At 70.0% G+C, this 15,604-nt stretch carries 13 protein-coding genes; 2 read left to right on the top strand and 11 right to left on the bottom strand.

Annotation, left to right across the window (positions count from 1 at the left end; all coding sequences use genetic code 11):
• Window positions 1–461: 461 nt before the first annotated feature.
• Both AOK15_RS05495 and AOK15_RS05490 read right to left on the bottom strand, forming a co-directional pair.
• The gene (locus AOK15_RS05495; protein ID WP_055513354.1) at window positions 462–953 is read right to left on the bottom strand and encodes an NUDIX domain-containing protein; all 492 of its coding nucleotides are present in this window, start codon (window positions 951–953) and stop codon (window positions 462–464) included.
• A gap of 26 nt (window positions 954–979) precedes the next feature.
• Window positions 980–2,047 (bottom strand): ADP-ribosylglycohydrolase family protein, encoded by a 1,068-nt coding sequence (locus AOK15_RS05490; RefSeq protein WP_055513351.1) that lies wholly within the window; start codon window positions 2,045–2,047, stop codon window positions 980–982.
• 173 nt (window positions 2,048–2,220) lie between these two features.
• On the opposite strand from AOK15_RS05490, the gene AOK15_RS05485 reads away from it, so the two are divergent.
• A complete protein-coding gene (locus tag AOK15_RS05485) occupies window positions 2,221–3,390 on the top strand; it encodes a glycerate kinase (RefSeq protein WP_055513349.1) in 1,170 nt (389 codons plus the stop codon).
• A 179-nt stretch (window positions 3,391–3,569) separates the two neighbouring features.
• Here the strand turns inward: AOK15_RS05485 and pssA are convergent, their stop codons facing one another.
• From pssA to AOK15_RS05440, 9 genes are all read right to left on the bottom strand, one after another.
• Window positions 3,570–4,391, bottom strand: a complete 822-nt coding sequence (gene pssA / locus AOK15_RS05480; protein WP_055513347.1) for a CDP-diacylglycerol--serine O-phosphatidyltransferase — start codon at window positions 4,389–4,391, stop codon at window positions 3,570–3,572.
• Between the two features lie 43 nt (window positions 4,392–4,434).
• Window positions 4,435–5,091: a phosphatidylserine decarboxylase gene (locus AOK15_RS05475; protein WP_079049686.1), complete on the bottom strand. Its 657-nt coding sequence runs from the start codon at window positions 5,089–5,091 to the stop codon at window positions 4,435–4,437.
• A gap of 180 nt (window positions 5,092–5,271) precedes the next feature.
• Window positions 5,272–6,477, bottom strand: a complete 1,206-nt coding sequence (locus tag AOK15_RS05470; protein WP_055513345.1) for an acyl-CoA dehydrogenase family protein — start codon at window positions 6,475–6,477, stop codon at window positions 5,272–5,274.
• Between the two features lie 2 nt (window positions 6,478–6,479).
• Window positions 6,480–7,004 carry a MaoC family dehydratase gene (locus tag AOK15_RS05465; protein ID WP_055513343.1) on the bottom strand — a complete coding sequence of 175 codons (525 nt, stop codon included), beginning with the start codon at window positions 7,002–7,004 and terminating at the stop codon, window positions 6,480–6,482.
• A gap of 5 nt (window positions 7,005–7,009) precedes the next feature.
• Window positions 7,010–7,969, bottom strand: a complete 960-nt coding sequence (locus tag AOK15_RS05460; RefSeq protein WP_055513341.1) for an HpcH/HpaI aldolase/citrate lyase family protein — start codon at window positions 7,967–7,969, stop codon at window positions 7,010–7,012.
• Entirely contained in the window at window positions 7,966–10,026 is a 2,061-nt protein-coding gene (locus AOK15_RS05455; protein WP_055513339.1) for a protein meaA, read from the bottom strand. The genes AOK15_RS05460 and AOK15_RS05455 overlap by 4 nt, the downstream gene beginning before the upstream one ends.
• A 17-nt stretch (window positions 10,027–10,043) precedes the next feature.
• The gene (ccrA, locus tag AOK15_RS05450; protein ID WP_055513337.1) at window positions 10,044–11,381 is read right to left on the bottom strand and encodes a crotonyl-CoA carboxylase/reductase; all 1,338 of its coding nucleotides are present in this window, start codon (window positions 11,379–11,381) and stop codon (window positions 10,044–10,046) included.
• Window positions 11,382–11,830: 449 nt separating this feature from the next.
• On the bottom strand, window positions 11,831–12,640 hold the full coding sequence (locus AOK15_RS05445; protein WP_240508312.1) for a TetR family transcriptional regulator: 810 nt from the start codon (window positions 12,638–12,640) through the stop codon (window positions 11,831–11,833).
• Window positions 12,641–12,800: 160 nt separating this feature from the next.
• Entirely contained in the window at window positions 12,801–14,615 is a 1,815-nt protein-coding gene (locus AOK15_RS05440; RefSeq protein WP_055513333.1) for a 3-hydroxyacyl-CoA dehydrogenase family protein, read from the bottom strand.
• 367 nt (window positions 14,616–14,982) lie between these two features.
• On the opposite strand from AOK15_RS05440, the gene AOK15_RS05435 reads away from it, so the two are divergent.
• Complete coding sequence (locus tag AOK15_RS05435; RefSeq protein ID WP_055513331.1) at window positions 14,983–15,558, top strand: adenylosuccinate lyase; 576 nt, start codon at window positions 14,983–14,985, stop codon at window positions 15,556–15,558.
• Window positions 15,559–15,604: the final 46 nt, after the last annotated feature.

Raw genomic sequence — 15,604 nt, 5'->3', positions numbered from 1 at the left:
CGGGCCGCGAGCCGGTGGGGACCCAGTACCTCGGGATCGTCAGGACCAAGTGGTTCCATGACCTCAGCTGCCTGTTCTCGGTCAAGCCGGGCGGGAAACGGCCCGCGCGGGGTGGGGGGAGACCGGCGTGTCCGGGGGGACCCCGTACGACCGCCCCCCAGAGCCCCGCAATCCTGCCGAAGCCGCGGCCCGCGCCCGGGATGCCGGTCCAGGGATCCCGAGTGCCGCCCCCGGTACCGGAGCGGGTGAGCACTGGGCGGTCGCTCGGACGGGGTCTGCGGTCAGCCTAGAGGCTGAAGTGACCAGGGGGCAGCGTTTTCAGCCAACGCTTTAATTTTCCAGCAACGATCGCGGACACCTTTTCACCGTCCGTACAAGGGGACTTGACCGTAGGTCAATTGACTCCTGTCAACGGCCGCTCCTCGCGACAGGGGGTAGCCGTGGCGCATTGTCGACGGTCCTCAGCCGACCCGGATCCCGTTCTCCAACTCCACCGGGCCGGTGCCGTCCGCCAACGCGTCCAGCGCGGCGAGCACACGGCGGCCCAGCACCTCCGGCAGGTACCCGGTCAGTTCGCCCCGCGGCACGAGCCGCCACGACAGCAACTCCTCCTCCTGCAACCGGATACGGGACAGCTCGCCCTCCCCGATCACCCCGCCGTCGTACAGGTACGCCACCAGCGGGGGCCGCCCCACGCCGTGCACCCAGTCCACGGCGAGCAACCGCCCGGGCTCGATGTCGAGGCCGATCTCCTCGGCGGTCTCGCGCCGCGCGCCCTGCCGGGGCGTCTCCCCGTCGTCCGACTCGATCGTCCCGCCCGGCAGCGCCCACCCCTCGCGGTAGTTGGGCTCCACGAGCAGGACCCGCCCCTCGGCGTCACGGAGGATCGCGGCGGCGCCCGCGAGGACCTTCGGGAGGCTCGCGATGTACGCGGCGAAGTCTTGAGTGGCCATCCAGGAAGAGTAGACGGCACCCGTCCTCACACAGAGGCCCGCGCCAACCGCACCGTCCGCTCCGCGAGTTCGCTGATCCGCACCCCGTCGAAACCGAACACGGCGCTGCGCGCGGTGTCCTCCAGCGGGTCCTTCCACCGGTCCGGGATCGCCACGGCTCCGCACAGCACCCCCGCCACCGAACCGGCGGTCGCGCCGTTCGAGTCGGTGTCCAGGCCGCCGCGCACGGTCAGCGCGACGGTGCGGGTGAAGTCGCCGTCGCCGTACAGGAGCCCGGCGGTGAGCACCGCCGCGTTCGGGATCGTGTGGATCCAGTGCGCCCCCGCGGTCTCCTCCGCCACCGTCGTGAGCGTGTCGTCCCAGGCCATCCCCGTCTCGTGCAGCGAGCCGACCCGCCGTACGGTCCGCGCGAGCCGGCTGCTCGCCGGGATCACCGTCAGCGCCTGCTCCACGGCCTCGCGGACGGTGCCCGCCGTGAACGCCGCCGAGACCAGCGCCGCCGCCCACATCGCCCCGTACACGCCGTTCCCGGTGTGCGACAGGACCGCGTCACGGCGGGCCAGCGAGGCCGCCCGCTTGGGCGCACCCGGGCTGGTCCAGCCGTGGATGTCGGCGCGGATGAGGGCGCCGATCCACTCCTGGTACGGATTGTCGTACGTGGCGGTCAGCGGAGGCTTCAGACCATTGGCCAGATTGCGGTAGGCCACCCGCTCCGCCGTGAACGTCTGGAGATACGGCAACCGCAACAGCCACAGGTCGCCGACCTGCTCGGTGGTGAAGTCGAAACCGTGTGTCTCCAGCAGGTGCAGCCCGAGGATCGCGTAGTCGACGTCGTCGTCGCGGCAGCTGCCGTGGACGCGGCCGCGCACGCACTCCCGCCACTCCGGACGCAGCGCGAGCCGGTCGCCGTCGTCGACCGGTTCCGGCAGATAGTCGGTGAGGGGCAGCGCGTCGGCGCGGCGCAGATAGTGGTCGATGCGCTCCCGTGTCCAGTGGTCGCCCCGCTCGACCGGCTTGCCGAGCATGTTGCCCGCGATCCGGCCCAGCCAGCCTCCGAGTACGCGGTCGGCGAGTTCGCTGCCCACAGGGGTCATGGCTGAAGGTCTACCCAATTCCGCGGATCGGCGCTCGGTGAACGGGCGCGTACGCGGCGTGTCGCGCTCGATGGGCGGGACGGGGCATGACGGAGCGGCCCGGGTGAGGTTAGGGTCACAGCGGCGCGACTGCCTTGACATGCGCAAGGCCCGACGAGCGAGGGGAACGCAAGGTGGCGAACGCCGCAGTGGACGGGACCGACACCGGCACGGCAATCCCGCGGGTACTGATCGCCGCGGACAAGTTCAAGGGCACACTCACCGCCGTCCAGGTCGCCGAGCGGGTGACGGCGGGCCTGCGCCGCGTCCTGCCGGACCTGGAGGTCGAGGCGCTACCGGTGGCCGACGGGGGAGACGGCACGGTGGCCGCCGCGGTCGCCGCCGGTTTCTCCCGCCACGAGGTACGGGTGACCGGCCCGCTGGGCGAGCCCGTGACCGCCGCGTACGCGCTGCGCGGCGACACCGCCGTGGTCGAGATGGCCGAGGCGAGCGGGTTGCAGCTGCTGCCCCCGGGGGTCTTCGCCCCGCTCACCGCCTCCACCTACGGCTCCGGAGAGCTGTTGCGCGCCGCGCTCGACGCGGGCGCCCGCACGATCGTGTTCGGGGTGGGCGGCAGCGCCACGACGGACGGCGGCGCGGGCATGCTCGCCGCCCTGGGCGCGCGCTTCCTGGACGCGGCGGGCGAGCCCGTCGGGCCGGGCGGCGGCGGACTGCGCGACCTGGTGACGGCGGACCTGTCGGACCTGGACCCCAGGTTCGCCTCCCTCGACCTGGTCCTGGCGAGCGACGTCGACAACCCGCTGACGGGCCCCAAGGGGGCGCCCGCGGTGTACGGCCCGCAGAAGGGCGCGAGCCCTGAGGACGTGGCGGTGCTCGACGCGGCGCTCGCCCACTTCGCGGCCGTCCTGGAGAAGCCGCTCGGCGGTCTGGCCGCCGAGCACGCGCTCGCGCCCGGCGCGGGCGCCGCAGGCGGCATCGGCTACGGCGCCCTCGTCCTCGGCGCCCGCTTCCGCCCCGGCATCGAGGTGATGCTCGACGTCCTGGGCTTCGCGCGGGCACTGGACAGGGCCACGCTGGTGATCACCGGCGAGGGCTCCCTGGACGAGCAGACACTGCACGGCAAGGCGCCCGCGGGGGTCGCCGCGGCCGCGCGGGCCGTGGGCAAGGAGGTCGTGGCGGTCTGCGGCCGCCTGGCCCTGCCCCCGGAGGCGCTGGGCCGCGCCGGCATCCGCCGGGCGTACCCGCTGACGGAGGCCGAGCCGGACGTGGCCCGCTGCCTCGCCGACCCGGGCCCGATCCTGGAGCGGGTGGCCGAGGGAATCGCCCGGGACTTCCTGACCTGACCTGATCCGTCAGGGGATGGTGCGGGCGCTGCGGGGGGTTGCGCAGCGTCCCTGGGGCAGCTCGATCAGGTTGCCGTCGAATGCGCGGAAGTAGCTGCCGCTGCCGAGGCCCTCCACCGCGAAACAGGTGTGGCCCGAGCCGGAAAGGCTCGGGCCACACCTGTCGGTGACGGAAGGCGTCAGGGAAGCTGTGCCGCCCGCGCCTCGCGCCGGTTGTCGCGGAAGTTGTTCACCCGGCGGGCCGTGGCGAACAGGGGGATGACCGCGCCCATGACGAGCTGGAGGGCGCAGCCGGCCTGGAGGAGGAACTGGCCGCCGGGGGCGGCGAAGGCCCACGCCGCCAGCAGACCCATGGACAGGACGATCCAGGAGAGCATCGCGACCGCGAGGACACCCCGCGGCTTCGGGTACTCGACCCGGCTCACCATCAGCCACGCCGTGCCGAGGATCGCCAGGAGCGTCGCCTCGAAGGGCAGCTCCAGGAGCACGATCGACACCACGGTCAGCGCGCCGAACGGCGACGGCATGCCCTGGAAGGTGCCGTCCTTCACGGTCACGCACGAGAATCTGGCGAGCCTCAGCACCACCGCCAGCAGCACGACGATCGCGCCCACCGCGGCCACCCGCTGGTGCGCGTCGTTCGCGACCATGCCGTAGACGAGGACGAAGTACGCCGGCGCCAGACCGAAGCTGATCAGGTCGGAGAGGTTGTCCAGCTCCGCGCCCATCGGCGAGGAGCGGAGCTTGCGCGCCACCAGCCCGTCGAACAGGTCGAAGATCGCCGCGCAGAGCATGAGGATGACCGCCGTGGCCGCGCTGTGGCGGGCCATGCCCGTCTCCTGGCTGCCCGTGATGTGCGGGATCAGGATGCCCGTGGTGGTGAAGTACACCGCCATGAAGCCGCACGTGGCGTTGCCCAGGGTGAGCGTGTCCGCTATCGACAGGCGCAGCGACAGCGGCATCTCCTCCGCGTCGTCCTCCGCCTCGTCGACGTCCGGCATCCAGTCGGTCGCCGGGCCGGTCTTCCCGGCCTGTGTATCAGGATCAATCACGGTCAATGCGAGTCACTCCAGCCACGGTCTTCTGGCCCACCTCGACGTCGACCTCCACGCCCTCGGGCAGGTAGATGTCGACCCGCGAACCGAAGCGGATCAGCCCGATCCGGTCACCCTGCTCGACCTTGGTGCCCTCGGGAACGTACGGAACGATGCGGCGAGCCACGGCGCCGGCGATCTGGATCATCTCGATGTCACCGAGTTCGGTGTCGAAGTGCCAGACGACGCGCTCGTTGTTCTCGCTCTCCTTGTTGAACGCCGGGACGAACCCGCCCGGGATGTGCTCGACGGACGTCACCGTGCCGGAGAGCGGCGCGCGGTTCACGTGGACGTTGAGCGGGCTCATGAAGATCGCGACGCGGGTCCGGCCGTCCTTCCACGGCATGATGCTCTGCACCACTCCGTCGGCGGGCGAGATGACCCGGCCCTGGGCGATCTCACGCTCGGGGTCGCGGAAGAACCACAGCATGCCCGCCGCCAGCGCGGTGGCGGGTACGGCCACGGCCCGCGCGGCGCCGGAGCGGCGCGAGCGGGCGAGGCTGAGTGCTGCGGTGGCGACGGTCGGGAGAAGCCACGGCGATGCTCCGCGCGCGAGCCGTACGCCGGCGAGGCTGTCGCGAGGTGCAGAGGTTTGGCTGTGGGGCATGGATGACCTTCGTAGCGGATGATGCCGCGCGGTGACAGGGGACGGCGGCTTTCCGGGGATCGTACCGGTCGCGGGCCGCAACTGGGCAAGCCAGGAAGCCGAGTCGACGGCCGAAGAGTGCTGACGGGGTGTGATCTTCTTCTCGAAGAAAACACCCCGAACCAGACATTCGACCCTGGACTAACCCTGGAATCGATACTCCTCGAGCAGCCGGCGACCGATGATCATTTTCTGGATTTCGGCGGTACCTTCACCGATGAGCAGCATCGGGGCCTCGCGGTAGAGGCGCTCGATCTCGTACTCCTTGGAGAAGCCGTAGCCGCCGTGGATCCGGAAAGCGTCCTCGACGACTTCTTTGCAGTATTCGGAGGCGAGGTACTTCGCCATCCCTGCTTCGAGGTCGTTTCGTTCGCCCGAGTCCTTTTTGCGTGCTGCGTTCACCATCATGGCATGAGCGGCCTCGACCTTGGTAGCCATCTCGGCCAGCTTGAACTGGATCGCCTGGTGCTGGGCGATCGGCTTGCCGAAGGTGTGGCGCTGCTGGGCGTACTGCACACCCAGCTCGAATGCACGCTGCGCGACACCGCAGCCACGTGCGGCCACGTTCACGCGGCCCACCTCGACACCGTCCATCATTTGGTAAAACCCTCGGCCGGTGACGCCGCCGAGTACACGATTGGCCGGAATGCGTAGTCCGTCCATGATGAGTTCGGTCGTGTCGACGCCCTTGTACCCCATCTTGTCGATCTTCCCGGGAATGGTGAGGCCGGGCCGGACCTCTCCGAAGCCGGGCTCCTTCTCGACCAGGAAGGTCGTCATCGACTTGTGGGGCGCCGTGCCCTCGGGGTGTCCTTCGTCACTTCGGACGAGAACGGCGACGAGGGTTGACGTCCCGCCGTTCGTCAGCCACATCTTCTGACCGTTCAGGACGTACTCGTCGCCGTCCTTGACCGCCTTCGATGTGATCGCCGACACATCCGAGCCGAGCCCCGGCTCCGACATCGAGAAGGCGCCGCGGACGTCGCCGGCCGCCATGCGCGGCAGGAAGTACTCCTTCTGCTCCTCGGTGCCGTGCTGCTTGAGCATGTACGCCACGATGAAGTGCGTGTTGATGATCCCGGACACGGACATCCAGCCACGGGCGATCTCCTCCACGCACAGCGCGTAGGTGAGGAGGGACTCGCCCAGACCGCCGTACTCCTCGGGGATCATCAGACCGAACAGACCCAGTTCCTTGAGCCCGTCGACGATCGCTTGCGGGTACTCGTCGCGGTGCTCCAGCTCGGTCGCGACCGGGATGATCTCCTTGTCCACGAAGTCACGGACGGTGGAGAGGATCTCCTGCTGGATGTCGGTCAGACCGGCGGTCCGGGCGAGTCGTGCCATGGCTACTTCTCCGTCTTTTCCGAAGGGGCGTTCAGCTCCGGGCGGCCGGGCTGCTCGCCGCCGCGCTCCTTGATGTACGTCTCGGTGGGCACCATCACCTTGCGGCGGAAGACGCACACGAGGGTGCCGTCCTGCTTGTAGCCCTTGGTCTCGACATGGACGATGCCGCGGTCGTTCTTCGACTTCGACGGCCACTTGTCCAGCACGGTCGTCTCGCCGTAGATCGTGTCGCCGTGGAAGGTCGGCGCCACGTGCCGCAGCGACTCGATCTCCAGGTTCGCGATCGCCTTGCCGGAGACGTCCGGGACGGACATCCCGAGGAGCAGCGAGTAGATGTAGTTGCCGACGACGACGTTCTTGCCGAAGTCCGTCGTGCTCTCGGCGTAGTTCGCGTCCATGTGGAGCGGGTGGTGGTTCATCGTGAGGAGACAGAAGAGGTGGTCGTCGTACTCCGTGACCGTCTTCCCGGGCCAGTGCTTGTAGACCGCCCCGACCTCGAACTCCTCGTAGGTGCGTCCGAACTGCATCGCGCTCAGGCCTCCGGGATCTCGAACTTGGACGTGCGCTGCATGCCCGCCGCACGGCCCTTGCCGGAGATGACCAGTGCCATCTTGCGGCTGGCCTCGTCGATCATCTCGTCGCCGAGCATCGCGGAGCCCTTCTTGCCGCCCGCCTCGGACGTGTAGTAGTCGTACGCGTCCAGGATCAGCTCGGCGTGGTCGTAGTCCTCCTGCGAGGGCGAGAAGATCTCGTTGGACGCCTCGACCTGGCCCGGGTGCAGCACCCATTTGCCGTCGAAACCGAGGGCCGCGGCGCGCTGGGCGACCTCGCGGTAACCGTCGATGTTGCGGATCTGGAGGTAGGGGCCGTCGATCGCCTGGAGGTTGTTGGCGCGGGCGGCCATCAGGATCTTCATCAGGATGTAGTGGTAGGCGTCCGCCGGGTAGCCGGGCGGCTGCTCGCCCACGACCAGCGACTTCATGTTGATCGACGCCATGAAATCGGCCGGGCCGAAGATGATCGTCTCGACACGCGGGGAGGCCTGCGCGATCTCGTTGACGTTGTTGAGGCCCTGCGCGTTCTCGATCTGCGCCTCGATGCCGATCTTGCCGACCTCGAAGCCCATCGTCTTCTCGATCTGGGTGAGCAGCAGGTCCAGCGCGACGACCTGCTGGGCGCTCTGCACCTTCGGCAGCATGATGCAGTCGAGGTTCTGGCCGGCCCCCTCGACGACCGTCACCACGTCGCGGTACGTCCACTCGGTCGTCCAGTCGTTGACCCGCACGACCCGAGTCTTGCCGGTCCAGTCGCCCTCGTTGAGGAACTTGACGATGGTGTGCCGCGCCTCGGGCTTGGCGAGGGGGGCGCACGCGTCCTCGAGGTCGAGGAAGACCTGGTCCGCCGGGAGGCCCTGCGCCTTCTCCAGGAAGCGGGGGTTCGAGCCCGGTACGGCCAGGCAGGAACGCCGCGGGCGGAGACGGTTGACGGTCATGCGGGGACCTCCGTGCTGATGAGGGGGTTGAGCTTGTTGGCCTTGCGGATCTCGTCGACGATACGGCCGATGATCCCGGTGATGTCGAAGTCCTTCGGGGTGAACACGGCGGCCACTCCGGCGGCCCTGAGCTGCTCGGCGTCGGCGTTGGGGATGATCCCGCCGGCGATCACCGGGATGTCGGTGGCACCGGCGTCCCGCAGCCGTTCCAGGACGTCCGGGACGAGCTGCGCGTGCGAGCCGGAGAGGATGGACAGCCCCACCGCGTGCACGTCCTCGGCGAGGGCCGCGTCCACGATCTGCTCGGGGGTGAGCCGGATGCCCTGGTAGACCACCTCGAACCCGGCGTCACGGGCCCGCACGGCGATCTGCTCGGCCCCGTTGGAGTGCCCGTCCAGGCCCGGCTTGCCGACCAGGAAGCGGAGCTTGCCGACACCGAGGTCCCGGGCGGTCAGCTCGACCATTCGGCGTACCCCGGACAGGGCGGAGCCCTCCTCGGCCGCGACGGCCACCGGGGCGGAGGAGACACCGGTCGGTGCCCGGAACTCCCCGAACACCTCACGCAGGGCCCCGGCCCACTCGCCGGTCGTGACCCCGGCGCGGGCGCACTCCAGGGTGGCCTCCATGAGGTTGTCGGTGCCCTTCGCGGCCTCCTTCAGCCGCTCCAGCGCCTTGCACGGGCGCGGGTGGTTGAAGGGCGGCTGGTAGCGCGTGTCCCGCCAGTGCTGGAGGGAGGCGATGACACGGGCCTCGACGGCCGGGTCGACCGTCTGGATCGCGGTGTCCAAGTCGGCCGTGAGGGGGTTCGGCTCGGTCGTCTCGAAGATGTTGACGCCGACGATCTTCTCCTGGCCGGACTCGATCCGCGCCCGGCGCTCGGCGTGCGAGGCGACGAGCTGGGACTTCAGATAGCCGGACTCGACGGCGGCCATCGCGCCGCCCATCTCCTGGATCCGCTCGATCTCGGTGAGCGACTCCTCGACCAGCGCGGCGACCTTCGCCTCGATGACGTGGGAGCCCTCGAAGATGTCCGCGTACTCCAGCAGGTCGCTCTCGTGTGCGAGGACCTGCTGGATGCGCAGCGACCACTGCTGGTCCCACGGCCGGGGAAGCCCGAGGGCCTCGTTCCAGGCGGGCAGCTGCACGGCACGCGCGCGTGCGTCCTTGGAGAGGGTCACGGCCAGCATCTCCAGCACGATGCGCTGGACGTTGTTCTCCGGCTGCGCCTCGGTCAGCCCGAGGGAGTTGACCTGGACGCCGTACCGGAAGCGGCGCTGCTTGGGGTTCTCGATGCCGTACCGCTCGCGCGTGATCCGGTCCCAGATCCGCCCGAACGCCCGCATCTTGCACATCTCCTCGATGAAGCGGACGCCCGCGTTCACGAAGAAGGAGATACGGGCCACGACATCCCCGAACTTCTCCTCGGGAACCTGCCCCGAGTCGCGCACGGCGTCGAGAACCGCGATCGCGGTGGACATCGCGTACGCGATCTCCTGGACCGGCGTGGCGCCCGCCTCCTGCAGGTGGTAGCTGCAGATGTTGATCGGGTTCCACTTCGGGATGTGGGAGACCGTGTACGCGATCATGTCCGTCGTCAGCCGGAGTGAGGGCCCCGGCGGGAAGACATGGGTTCCCCGCGACAGGTATTCCTTGACGATGTCGTTCTGGGTCGTGCCCTGGAGCTTGGTGATGTCCGCACCCTGCTCCTCGGCGACGACCTGGTAGAGCGCCAGCAGCCACATGGCGGTGGCGTTGATGGTCATCGAGGTGTTCATCTGCTCCAGGGGGATGTCCTGGAACAGCCGGCGCATGTCACCGAGGTGCGCGATCGGTACGCCCACCCGGCCGACCTCGCCGCGGGCGAGGATGTGGTCGGAGTCGTACCCGGTCTGCGTCGGCAGGTCGAACGCCACCGACAGACCGGTCTGGCCCTTGGCGAGGTTGCGGCGGTACAGCTCGTTGGACGCCTCCGCCGTGGAGTGGCCGGCGTACGTGCGCATGAGCCACGGCCGGTCCTTGTCTCGCTGCGGCTGCGCCGCGGGCTGACGCTCAGTCATCTGTGCTCCCGGGTCTCTCAGATGTTGCGGAAGCGGTTGATGGCGTCGATGTGCTGGTCGCGCTTGGCCTGGTCGCGCACGCCCAGACCCTCCTCGGGGGCGAGGCAGAGCACGCCGACCTTGCCCTGGTGGAGGTTGCGGTGCACGTCGTAGGCGGCCTGGCCGGTGTCCTCCAGGGAGTACACCTTCGACAGGGTCGGGTGGATCTTGCCCTTCGCGATGAGCCGGTTGGCCTCCCAGGCCTCGCGGTAGTTGGCGAAGTGCGAGCCGATGATCCGCTTCAGCGACATCCACAGGTAGCGGTTGTCGTACTCGTGCATGTAGCCCGAGGTCGACGCGCAGGTGGTGATGGTGCCGCCCTTGCGGGTGACGAAGACGGAGGCGCCGAAGGTCTCGCGGCCCGGGTGCTCGAAGACGATGTCGATGTCCTCGCCGCCGGTGAGCTCGCGGATGCGCTTGCCGAAGCGCTTCCACTCCTTGGGGTCCTGGGTGGACTCGTCCTTCCAGAACTTGTAGCCCTCGGCGTTGCGGTCGATGATCGCCTCGGCGCCCATGGACCGGCAGATCTCCGCCTTCTGCGGCGAGGAGACGACACAGATCGGGTTGGCGCCGCCCGCGAGGGCGAACTGCGTGGCGTAGGAGCCGAGTCCGCCGCTCGCGCCCCAGATCAGGACGTTGTCGCCCTGCTTCATGCCGGCGCCGTTGCGGGAGACCAGCTGCCGGTAGGCGGTGGAGTTGACCAGACCCGGGGCGGCGGCCTCCTCCCAGCTGAGGTGGTCCGGCTTCGGCATCAGCTGGTTGGACTTGACCAGGGCGATCTCGGCGAGGCCGCCGAAGTTGGTCTCGAAGCCCCAGATGCGCTGCTCGGGGTCGAGCATGGTGTCGTTGTGGCCGTCGCTGGACTCCAGCTCGACGGACAGGCAGTGCGCGACGACCTCGTCACCGGGCCGCCAGGCGTTGACGCCGGGGCCGGTGCGCAGGACCACGCCCGCGAGGTCGGAGCCGATGATGTGGTACGGCAGGTCGTGGCGCTTGGTCAGCTCGCTGAGCCGGCCGTAGCGCTCCAGGAAGCCGAACGTCGACAGTGGTTCGAAGATCGACGTCCACACCGAGTTGTAGTTGACCGACGAGGCCATGACGGCCACCAGGGCCTCGCCCGGGCCGAGCTCGGGCAGGGGGACCTCGTCGAGGTGGATCGACTTGCGGGGGTCCTTGTCGCGGGTCTCGAGGCCCGCGAACATCTCCGTCTCGTCCTTGTGCACGGTGATCGCGCGGTACGACTCGGGGAGCGGCAGAGCGGCGAAGTCGGCGGACGTGGACTCCGGCGACTGGATCGCGTCCAGGATTTCCTTCACGGTGGTGCCTCCGGCGACGAGCGTCCGAGGGAAGACGCTGTTGAGGGTTACGTCGGGGTGCTGTTGATCGGTCTGGGCGATGCCGTCGGTTCGGCGGAGGGGTGGTGCTCTCGGCGGCGCTTTGTGGCGCGGAAGGGTGCCTGTGACGCAGGCGTCCGGGCGCGCAGGCACGTGGCTTGCGGGGACAGTCGGCGTACGGGAGTTCTCTGTTCGCCGGCCGCCCGGACACCCTCAACGTATGGCACGCCGTGTCACCCCGCAAGGCACCGAGTGCCAGAAAGTTCGCTCAGGTGAAATCTTTACGTAACACCTGAGCGATGATCGATCAGAAGGGGCCGTAAAAGGGCCTCTGACGTGCCAAAACGGCCACCCGAAGGGGTGGCCGTCATCACAGTTACCGATGGGTCTACCGATGAGTAAAGAGGGTTTCGAAGGTTCCGCGGGAGGCGTCAGCGGTCCCGGAGGGCCTCCTCGATCGTGCGCATGACCTCGTCCAGGGGGGCGTCCGTGCGGGCCACGGTCACGAGGACCTCGCCGTGGGTGGAGGCCGTCGCGGCGGCCGGTTCCGGGGTCATGGAGCGGCCGGCGCCGATGCCGGTGCCGAAGGTCTTGCGGACGATGGCGAACGCGTGGTCGAGCTGGGTCTCCACGTCGCCCTGGCCGCCGGAGCGGAGCCAGCGGCGCAGGACGTGGTTGTGGGCGGTGACGACCGCCGACGCGGCCACCTCCGCGAGCAGCGGGTCGTCGTTGCCGTCGTCGACATGGGCGTGCTCGTCGAAGTGGCCCAGCAGATAACGGGTGAAGAGGCGCTCGTAGCGGGCCACGGAGGCGATCTCCGCCTCGCGGAGGGTGGGGACCTCACGGGTCAGCTTGTAGCGGGCGACCGAGATCTCCGGTCGCGCCGCGTACATCTTCATGACTTCCTTGATGCCCCGGCACACTGTGTCGAGCGGGTGCTCGTGCGCCGGTGCCGCGTTGAGCACGGCCTCCGCGCGGATCAGGGTGTCGTCGTGGTCCGGGAAGATCGCCTCTTCCTTGGAGCGGAAGTGGCGGAAGAAGGTGCGGCGGGCGACACCGGCCGCCGCCGCGATCTCGTCGACGGTGGTCGCCTCGTACCCCTTGGTCGAGAACAGCTCCATGGCCGCGGCCGCCAGTTCCCGGCGCATCTTGAGCCGTTGGGCGGCGGCACGACTGCCCGCGGCACTCTCCGGCGCGTCGGGCGTAGCTGGTGTACGTGAGGACTTGGCGGGCTGGGACATGCCCCGAACGTACTGCATCCGCGCAGGAGAGTGCGCAGGTCCACCGATCCCCCCGCCCCGCGCGGGCGGGGGAGTACGGGTGCCGGAGGGCACGGACCGGCCGCCCGGGGAGAGCAGTCCGCCCCAGTCCGTGCCCTCGTGGAACCAGTCGCCCGGCCGCTCAGCGCTTGGCATATTCGCGGAAGCCGCGGCCGGTCTTGCGGCCGAGGCAGCCCGCGGCCACCAGGTGCTCCAGCAGCGGCGCGGGGGCGAGCCCCGGGTCGCGGAACTCGCGGTGCAGGACCTTCTCGATGGCCAGCGAGACGTCCAGCCCCACCACGTCCAGCAGTTCGAACGGACCCATCGGGTAGCCGCCGCCCAGCTTCATCGCCGCGTCGATGTCGTCCAGCGTCGCGTAGTGCTCCTGCACCATCTTGATCGCGTTGTTCAGGTACGGGAACAGCAGCGCGTTCACGATGAATCCGGCCCGGTCGCCGCAGTCCACCGGGTGCTTGCGGATGGCGCCGCACAGCTCGCGGACGGTGGCGTGGACGTCCTCGGCGGTCAGGACCGTGCGGACCACCTCGACCAGCTTCATCGCCGGCGCCGGGTTGAAGAAGTGCATCCCGATCACGTCCTGCGGGCGCGAGGTCGCGCGGGCGCAGGCCACGACGGGCAGCGAGGACGTGGTGGTGGCGAGGATCGCCCCCGGCTTGCAGACCTTGTCGAAGGTCGCGAACAGCTGCCGCTTGACCTCCAGGTCCTCCGCCACGGCCTCCAGCGCCAGGTCGACGTCCGCGAACGCGTCGTACGAGCCCGCCGGGGTGATCCGGTCCAGGGTCTCGGCGGCGGCCTCGACCGTCATCCGGCCCTTGTCGACCGACCGCGACAGCGACTTGCCGATACGGGCCTTGGCGGCCTGCGCCTTCTCCTCGGTGCGCGCGGCCAGGACGACCTCGTAGCCGGCCTTGGCGAACACCTCGGCGATCCCAGACGCCATGGTCCCGGAACCCGCCACGCCGACCGAGCGGACCGTGCGCCCGGGGACCGTGGCGACCCCCTCCAGCGGCGTCAGCGCGTCCCGCACGACGGTGGCGGAACCGGGCGCCTCGTAGGTGTAGAAGCCGCGCCCCGACTTGCGGCCCGTCAGGCCCGCCTCGCTGAGCTGCTTGAGGATGGGCGCCGGCGCGTGCAGCCGGTCGTGCGAGGCCGCGTACATGGCGTCCAGGACCGTACGGGCGGTGTCGACGCCGATCAGGTCGAGCAGCGCCAGCGGGCCCATCGGCAGACCGCAGCCGAGCCGCATCGCCGCGTCGATGTCCTCGCGGGAGGCGTACTTGGCCTCGTACATCGCGGCGGCCTGGTTGAGGTAGCCGAACAGCAGTCCGTCGGCGACGAATCCGGGCCGGTCGCCGACCGCGACGGGCTCCTTGCCCAGGTCGAGCGCGAGGTTCGTGACGGCGGTGACGGCCTGCGGCGCGGTCAGCACCGAGGAGACCACCTCGACCAGCTTCATCGCGGGCGCCGGATTGAAGAAGTGCAGCCCCAGCACTCGCTCGGGGTGCGCGGAGTCGGCGGCCAGCCGGGTGACCGACAGGGCGTTGGTCCCGGTGGCGAGCACCGTCTCGGGACGCACGATCGTGTCCAGCTCCCGGAAGACCTGCTGCTTGATGTCGTACGACTCCGGGACGACCTCGATCACCAGGTCGGCGTCGGCGGCGGCCCGCAGGTCGGTGAAGGTGCGGAAGCGGGCGAGGGCGTCGCCGCGCTCCCGCTCGGTGATCCGCCCGCGTGCCACGGCACGCTCCGTCGAGGACTCCAGCGCCGCGACGGCACGGGCGGCGGCCGCCTCGCTGATGTCGATGCCGATGACCTCGCGGCCGGCCCGGGTCAGCACCTCGGCGATGCCGGTGCCCATGGTGCCGAGGCCGATGACGGCGATCGTGGTGAGAGGGGACTGCGGGGACAGGGGCGAGTCGGAAAGGGGAGTGGCCATCGCGGGACTCCAGAGATGAGGGTGACGACTGAGGAAGCGCCCGGGTACGCCGACGAGGGCGCGACCAGCGCGTGGAGTGCGGGTGCTGCCGGGCTGCGAGCGCACACGCCCGGTGCCGCCGCCGTGGGCGTGCACACGCCCAGGGGGAACGGCTGAACCGACCGGCCCTGTCCCGAGGCCGAGTCGCACTGCGGTACTGCGCGTACCGAACCGACTGCGCTCACGACGGCCGCGTCACCAGACCGTCGAAGCGAATACGAGTGGGTCACTCGCTCGTCTGAGCTTAACCGGTGGGTAACGAGCGCGCCAGTCCCCGTCTTTGTGATGTAGGTCCCTGAAGGGAAGCCCCGCCCGTAATCTCAGAGGTATGGACGAAGCGTTGCGATCGCTCACGGAGCGTGTGCGGAACGAGTCGGGTGGATCGGCCGGCTGCGAACGGCTCCTCGCCACCGAGGACACCGACGAGCTGGCCTCCGTGCTCACCGCGCCCGGACAGCCCCTGTGGGCGCGCGAGGTGGCCGCCTTCCGGCTCGGGGTGGCGGGGGACCGGCGGGCCTTCGAGGCACTCGTCCTGCTCCTCAACCACCGCGACCCACCCCGCTGCGCCTCGGCCGCCCACGCCCTGGCCCGGCTCGGCGACCCCCGCACCGCCCGCGCGGCCGCCGCCCTCGCCACCAACGAACTGCGCGTCGCCTACGCCCTGCACCCGGTCCGGCTGCTCGTCGAGCTCCGGGCGCCCGAGGCCGTGCCCGCGCTGATCACCACCCTCGAACGCCGGCTCACCCCGCACGACCCCTACCGCCGGGTGGCCCTCGCGTGCGTGGAGGGCCTCGGGGCGCTGGGCGACACCCGGGCCAGACGGGTTCTCAGCGAGGCGCTCGCCCACCCGGCGCTGGCGGAGGCCGCGGTGCACGCCCTGGCCGGCATCCCGAGACAGCGCTGACGCCCGGCGGGGGCGCCGCTCCTGGACGCGCGCGGCGCGGCGCGGA

This window comes from Streptomyces ossamyceticus (genome assembly GCF_001418475.1).
Classification (GTDB): Bacteria; Actinomycetota; Actinomycetes; order Streptomycetales; family Streptomycetaceae; genus Streptomyces; species Streptomyces ossamyceticus.
This window is presented reverse-complemented; position numbering and strand designations above follow the sequence as displayed.

Excerpts from the sequence above, each read along its gene's own strand:
- AOK15_RS05495 (WP_055513354.1), bottom strand. The coding sequence starts at position 953 with ATGGCCACTCAAGACTTCGCCGCGTACATCGCGAGCCTCCCGAAGGTC.
- AOK15_RS05490 (WP_055513351.1), bottom strand. The coding sequence starts at position 2,047 with ATGACCCCTGTGGGCAGCGAACTCGCCGACCGCGTACTCGGAGGCTGG.
- pssA (WP_055513347.1), bottom strand. The coding sequence starts at position 4,391 with ATGCCGGACGTCGACGAGGCGGAGGACGACGCGGAGGAGATGCCGCTG.
- AOK15_RS05475 (WP_079049686.1), bottom strand. The coding sequence starts at position 5,091 with ATGCCCCACAGCCAAACCTCTGCACCTCGCGACAGCCTCGCCGGCGTA.
- AOK15_RS05470 (WP_055513345.1), bottom strand. The coding sequence starts at position 6,477 with ATGGCACGACTCGCCCGGACCGCCGGTCTGACCGACATCCAGCAGGAG.
- AOK15_RS05465 (WP_055513343.1), bottom strand. The coding sequence starts at position 7,004 with ATGCAGTTCGGACGCACCTACGAGGAGTTCGAGGTCGGGGCGGTCTAC.
- AOK15_RS05460 (WP_055513341.1), bottom strand. The coding sequence starts at position 7,969 with ATGACCGTCAACCGTCTCCGCCCGCGGCGTTCCTGCCTGGCCGTACCG.
- AOK15_RS05455 (WP_055513339.1), bottom strand. The coding sequence starts at position 10,026 with ATGACTGAGCGTCAGCCCGCGGCGCAGCCGCAGCGAGACAAGGACCGG.
- AOK15_RS05445 (WP_240508312.1), bottom strand. The coding sequence starts at position 12,640 with ATGTCCCAGCCCGCCAAGTCCTCACGTACACCAGCTACGCCCGACGCG.
- AOK15_RS05440 (WP_055513333.1), bottom strand. The coding sequence starts at position 14,615 with ATGGCCACTCCCCTTTCCGACTCGCCCCTGTCCCCGCAGTCCCCTCTC.
- AOK15_RS05435 (WP_055513331.1), top strand. The coding sequence starts at position 14,983 with ATGGACGAAGCGTTGCGATCGCTCACGGAGCGTGTGCGGAACGAGTCG.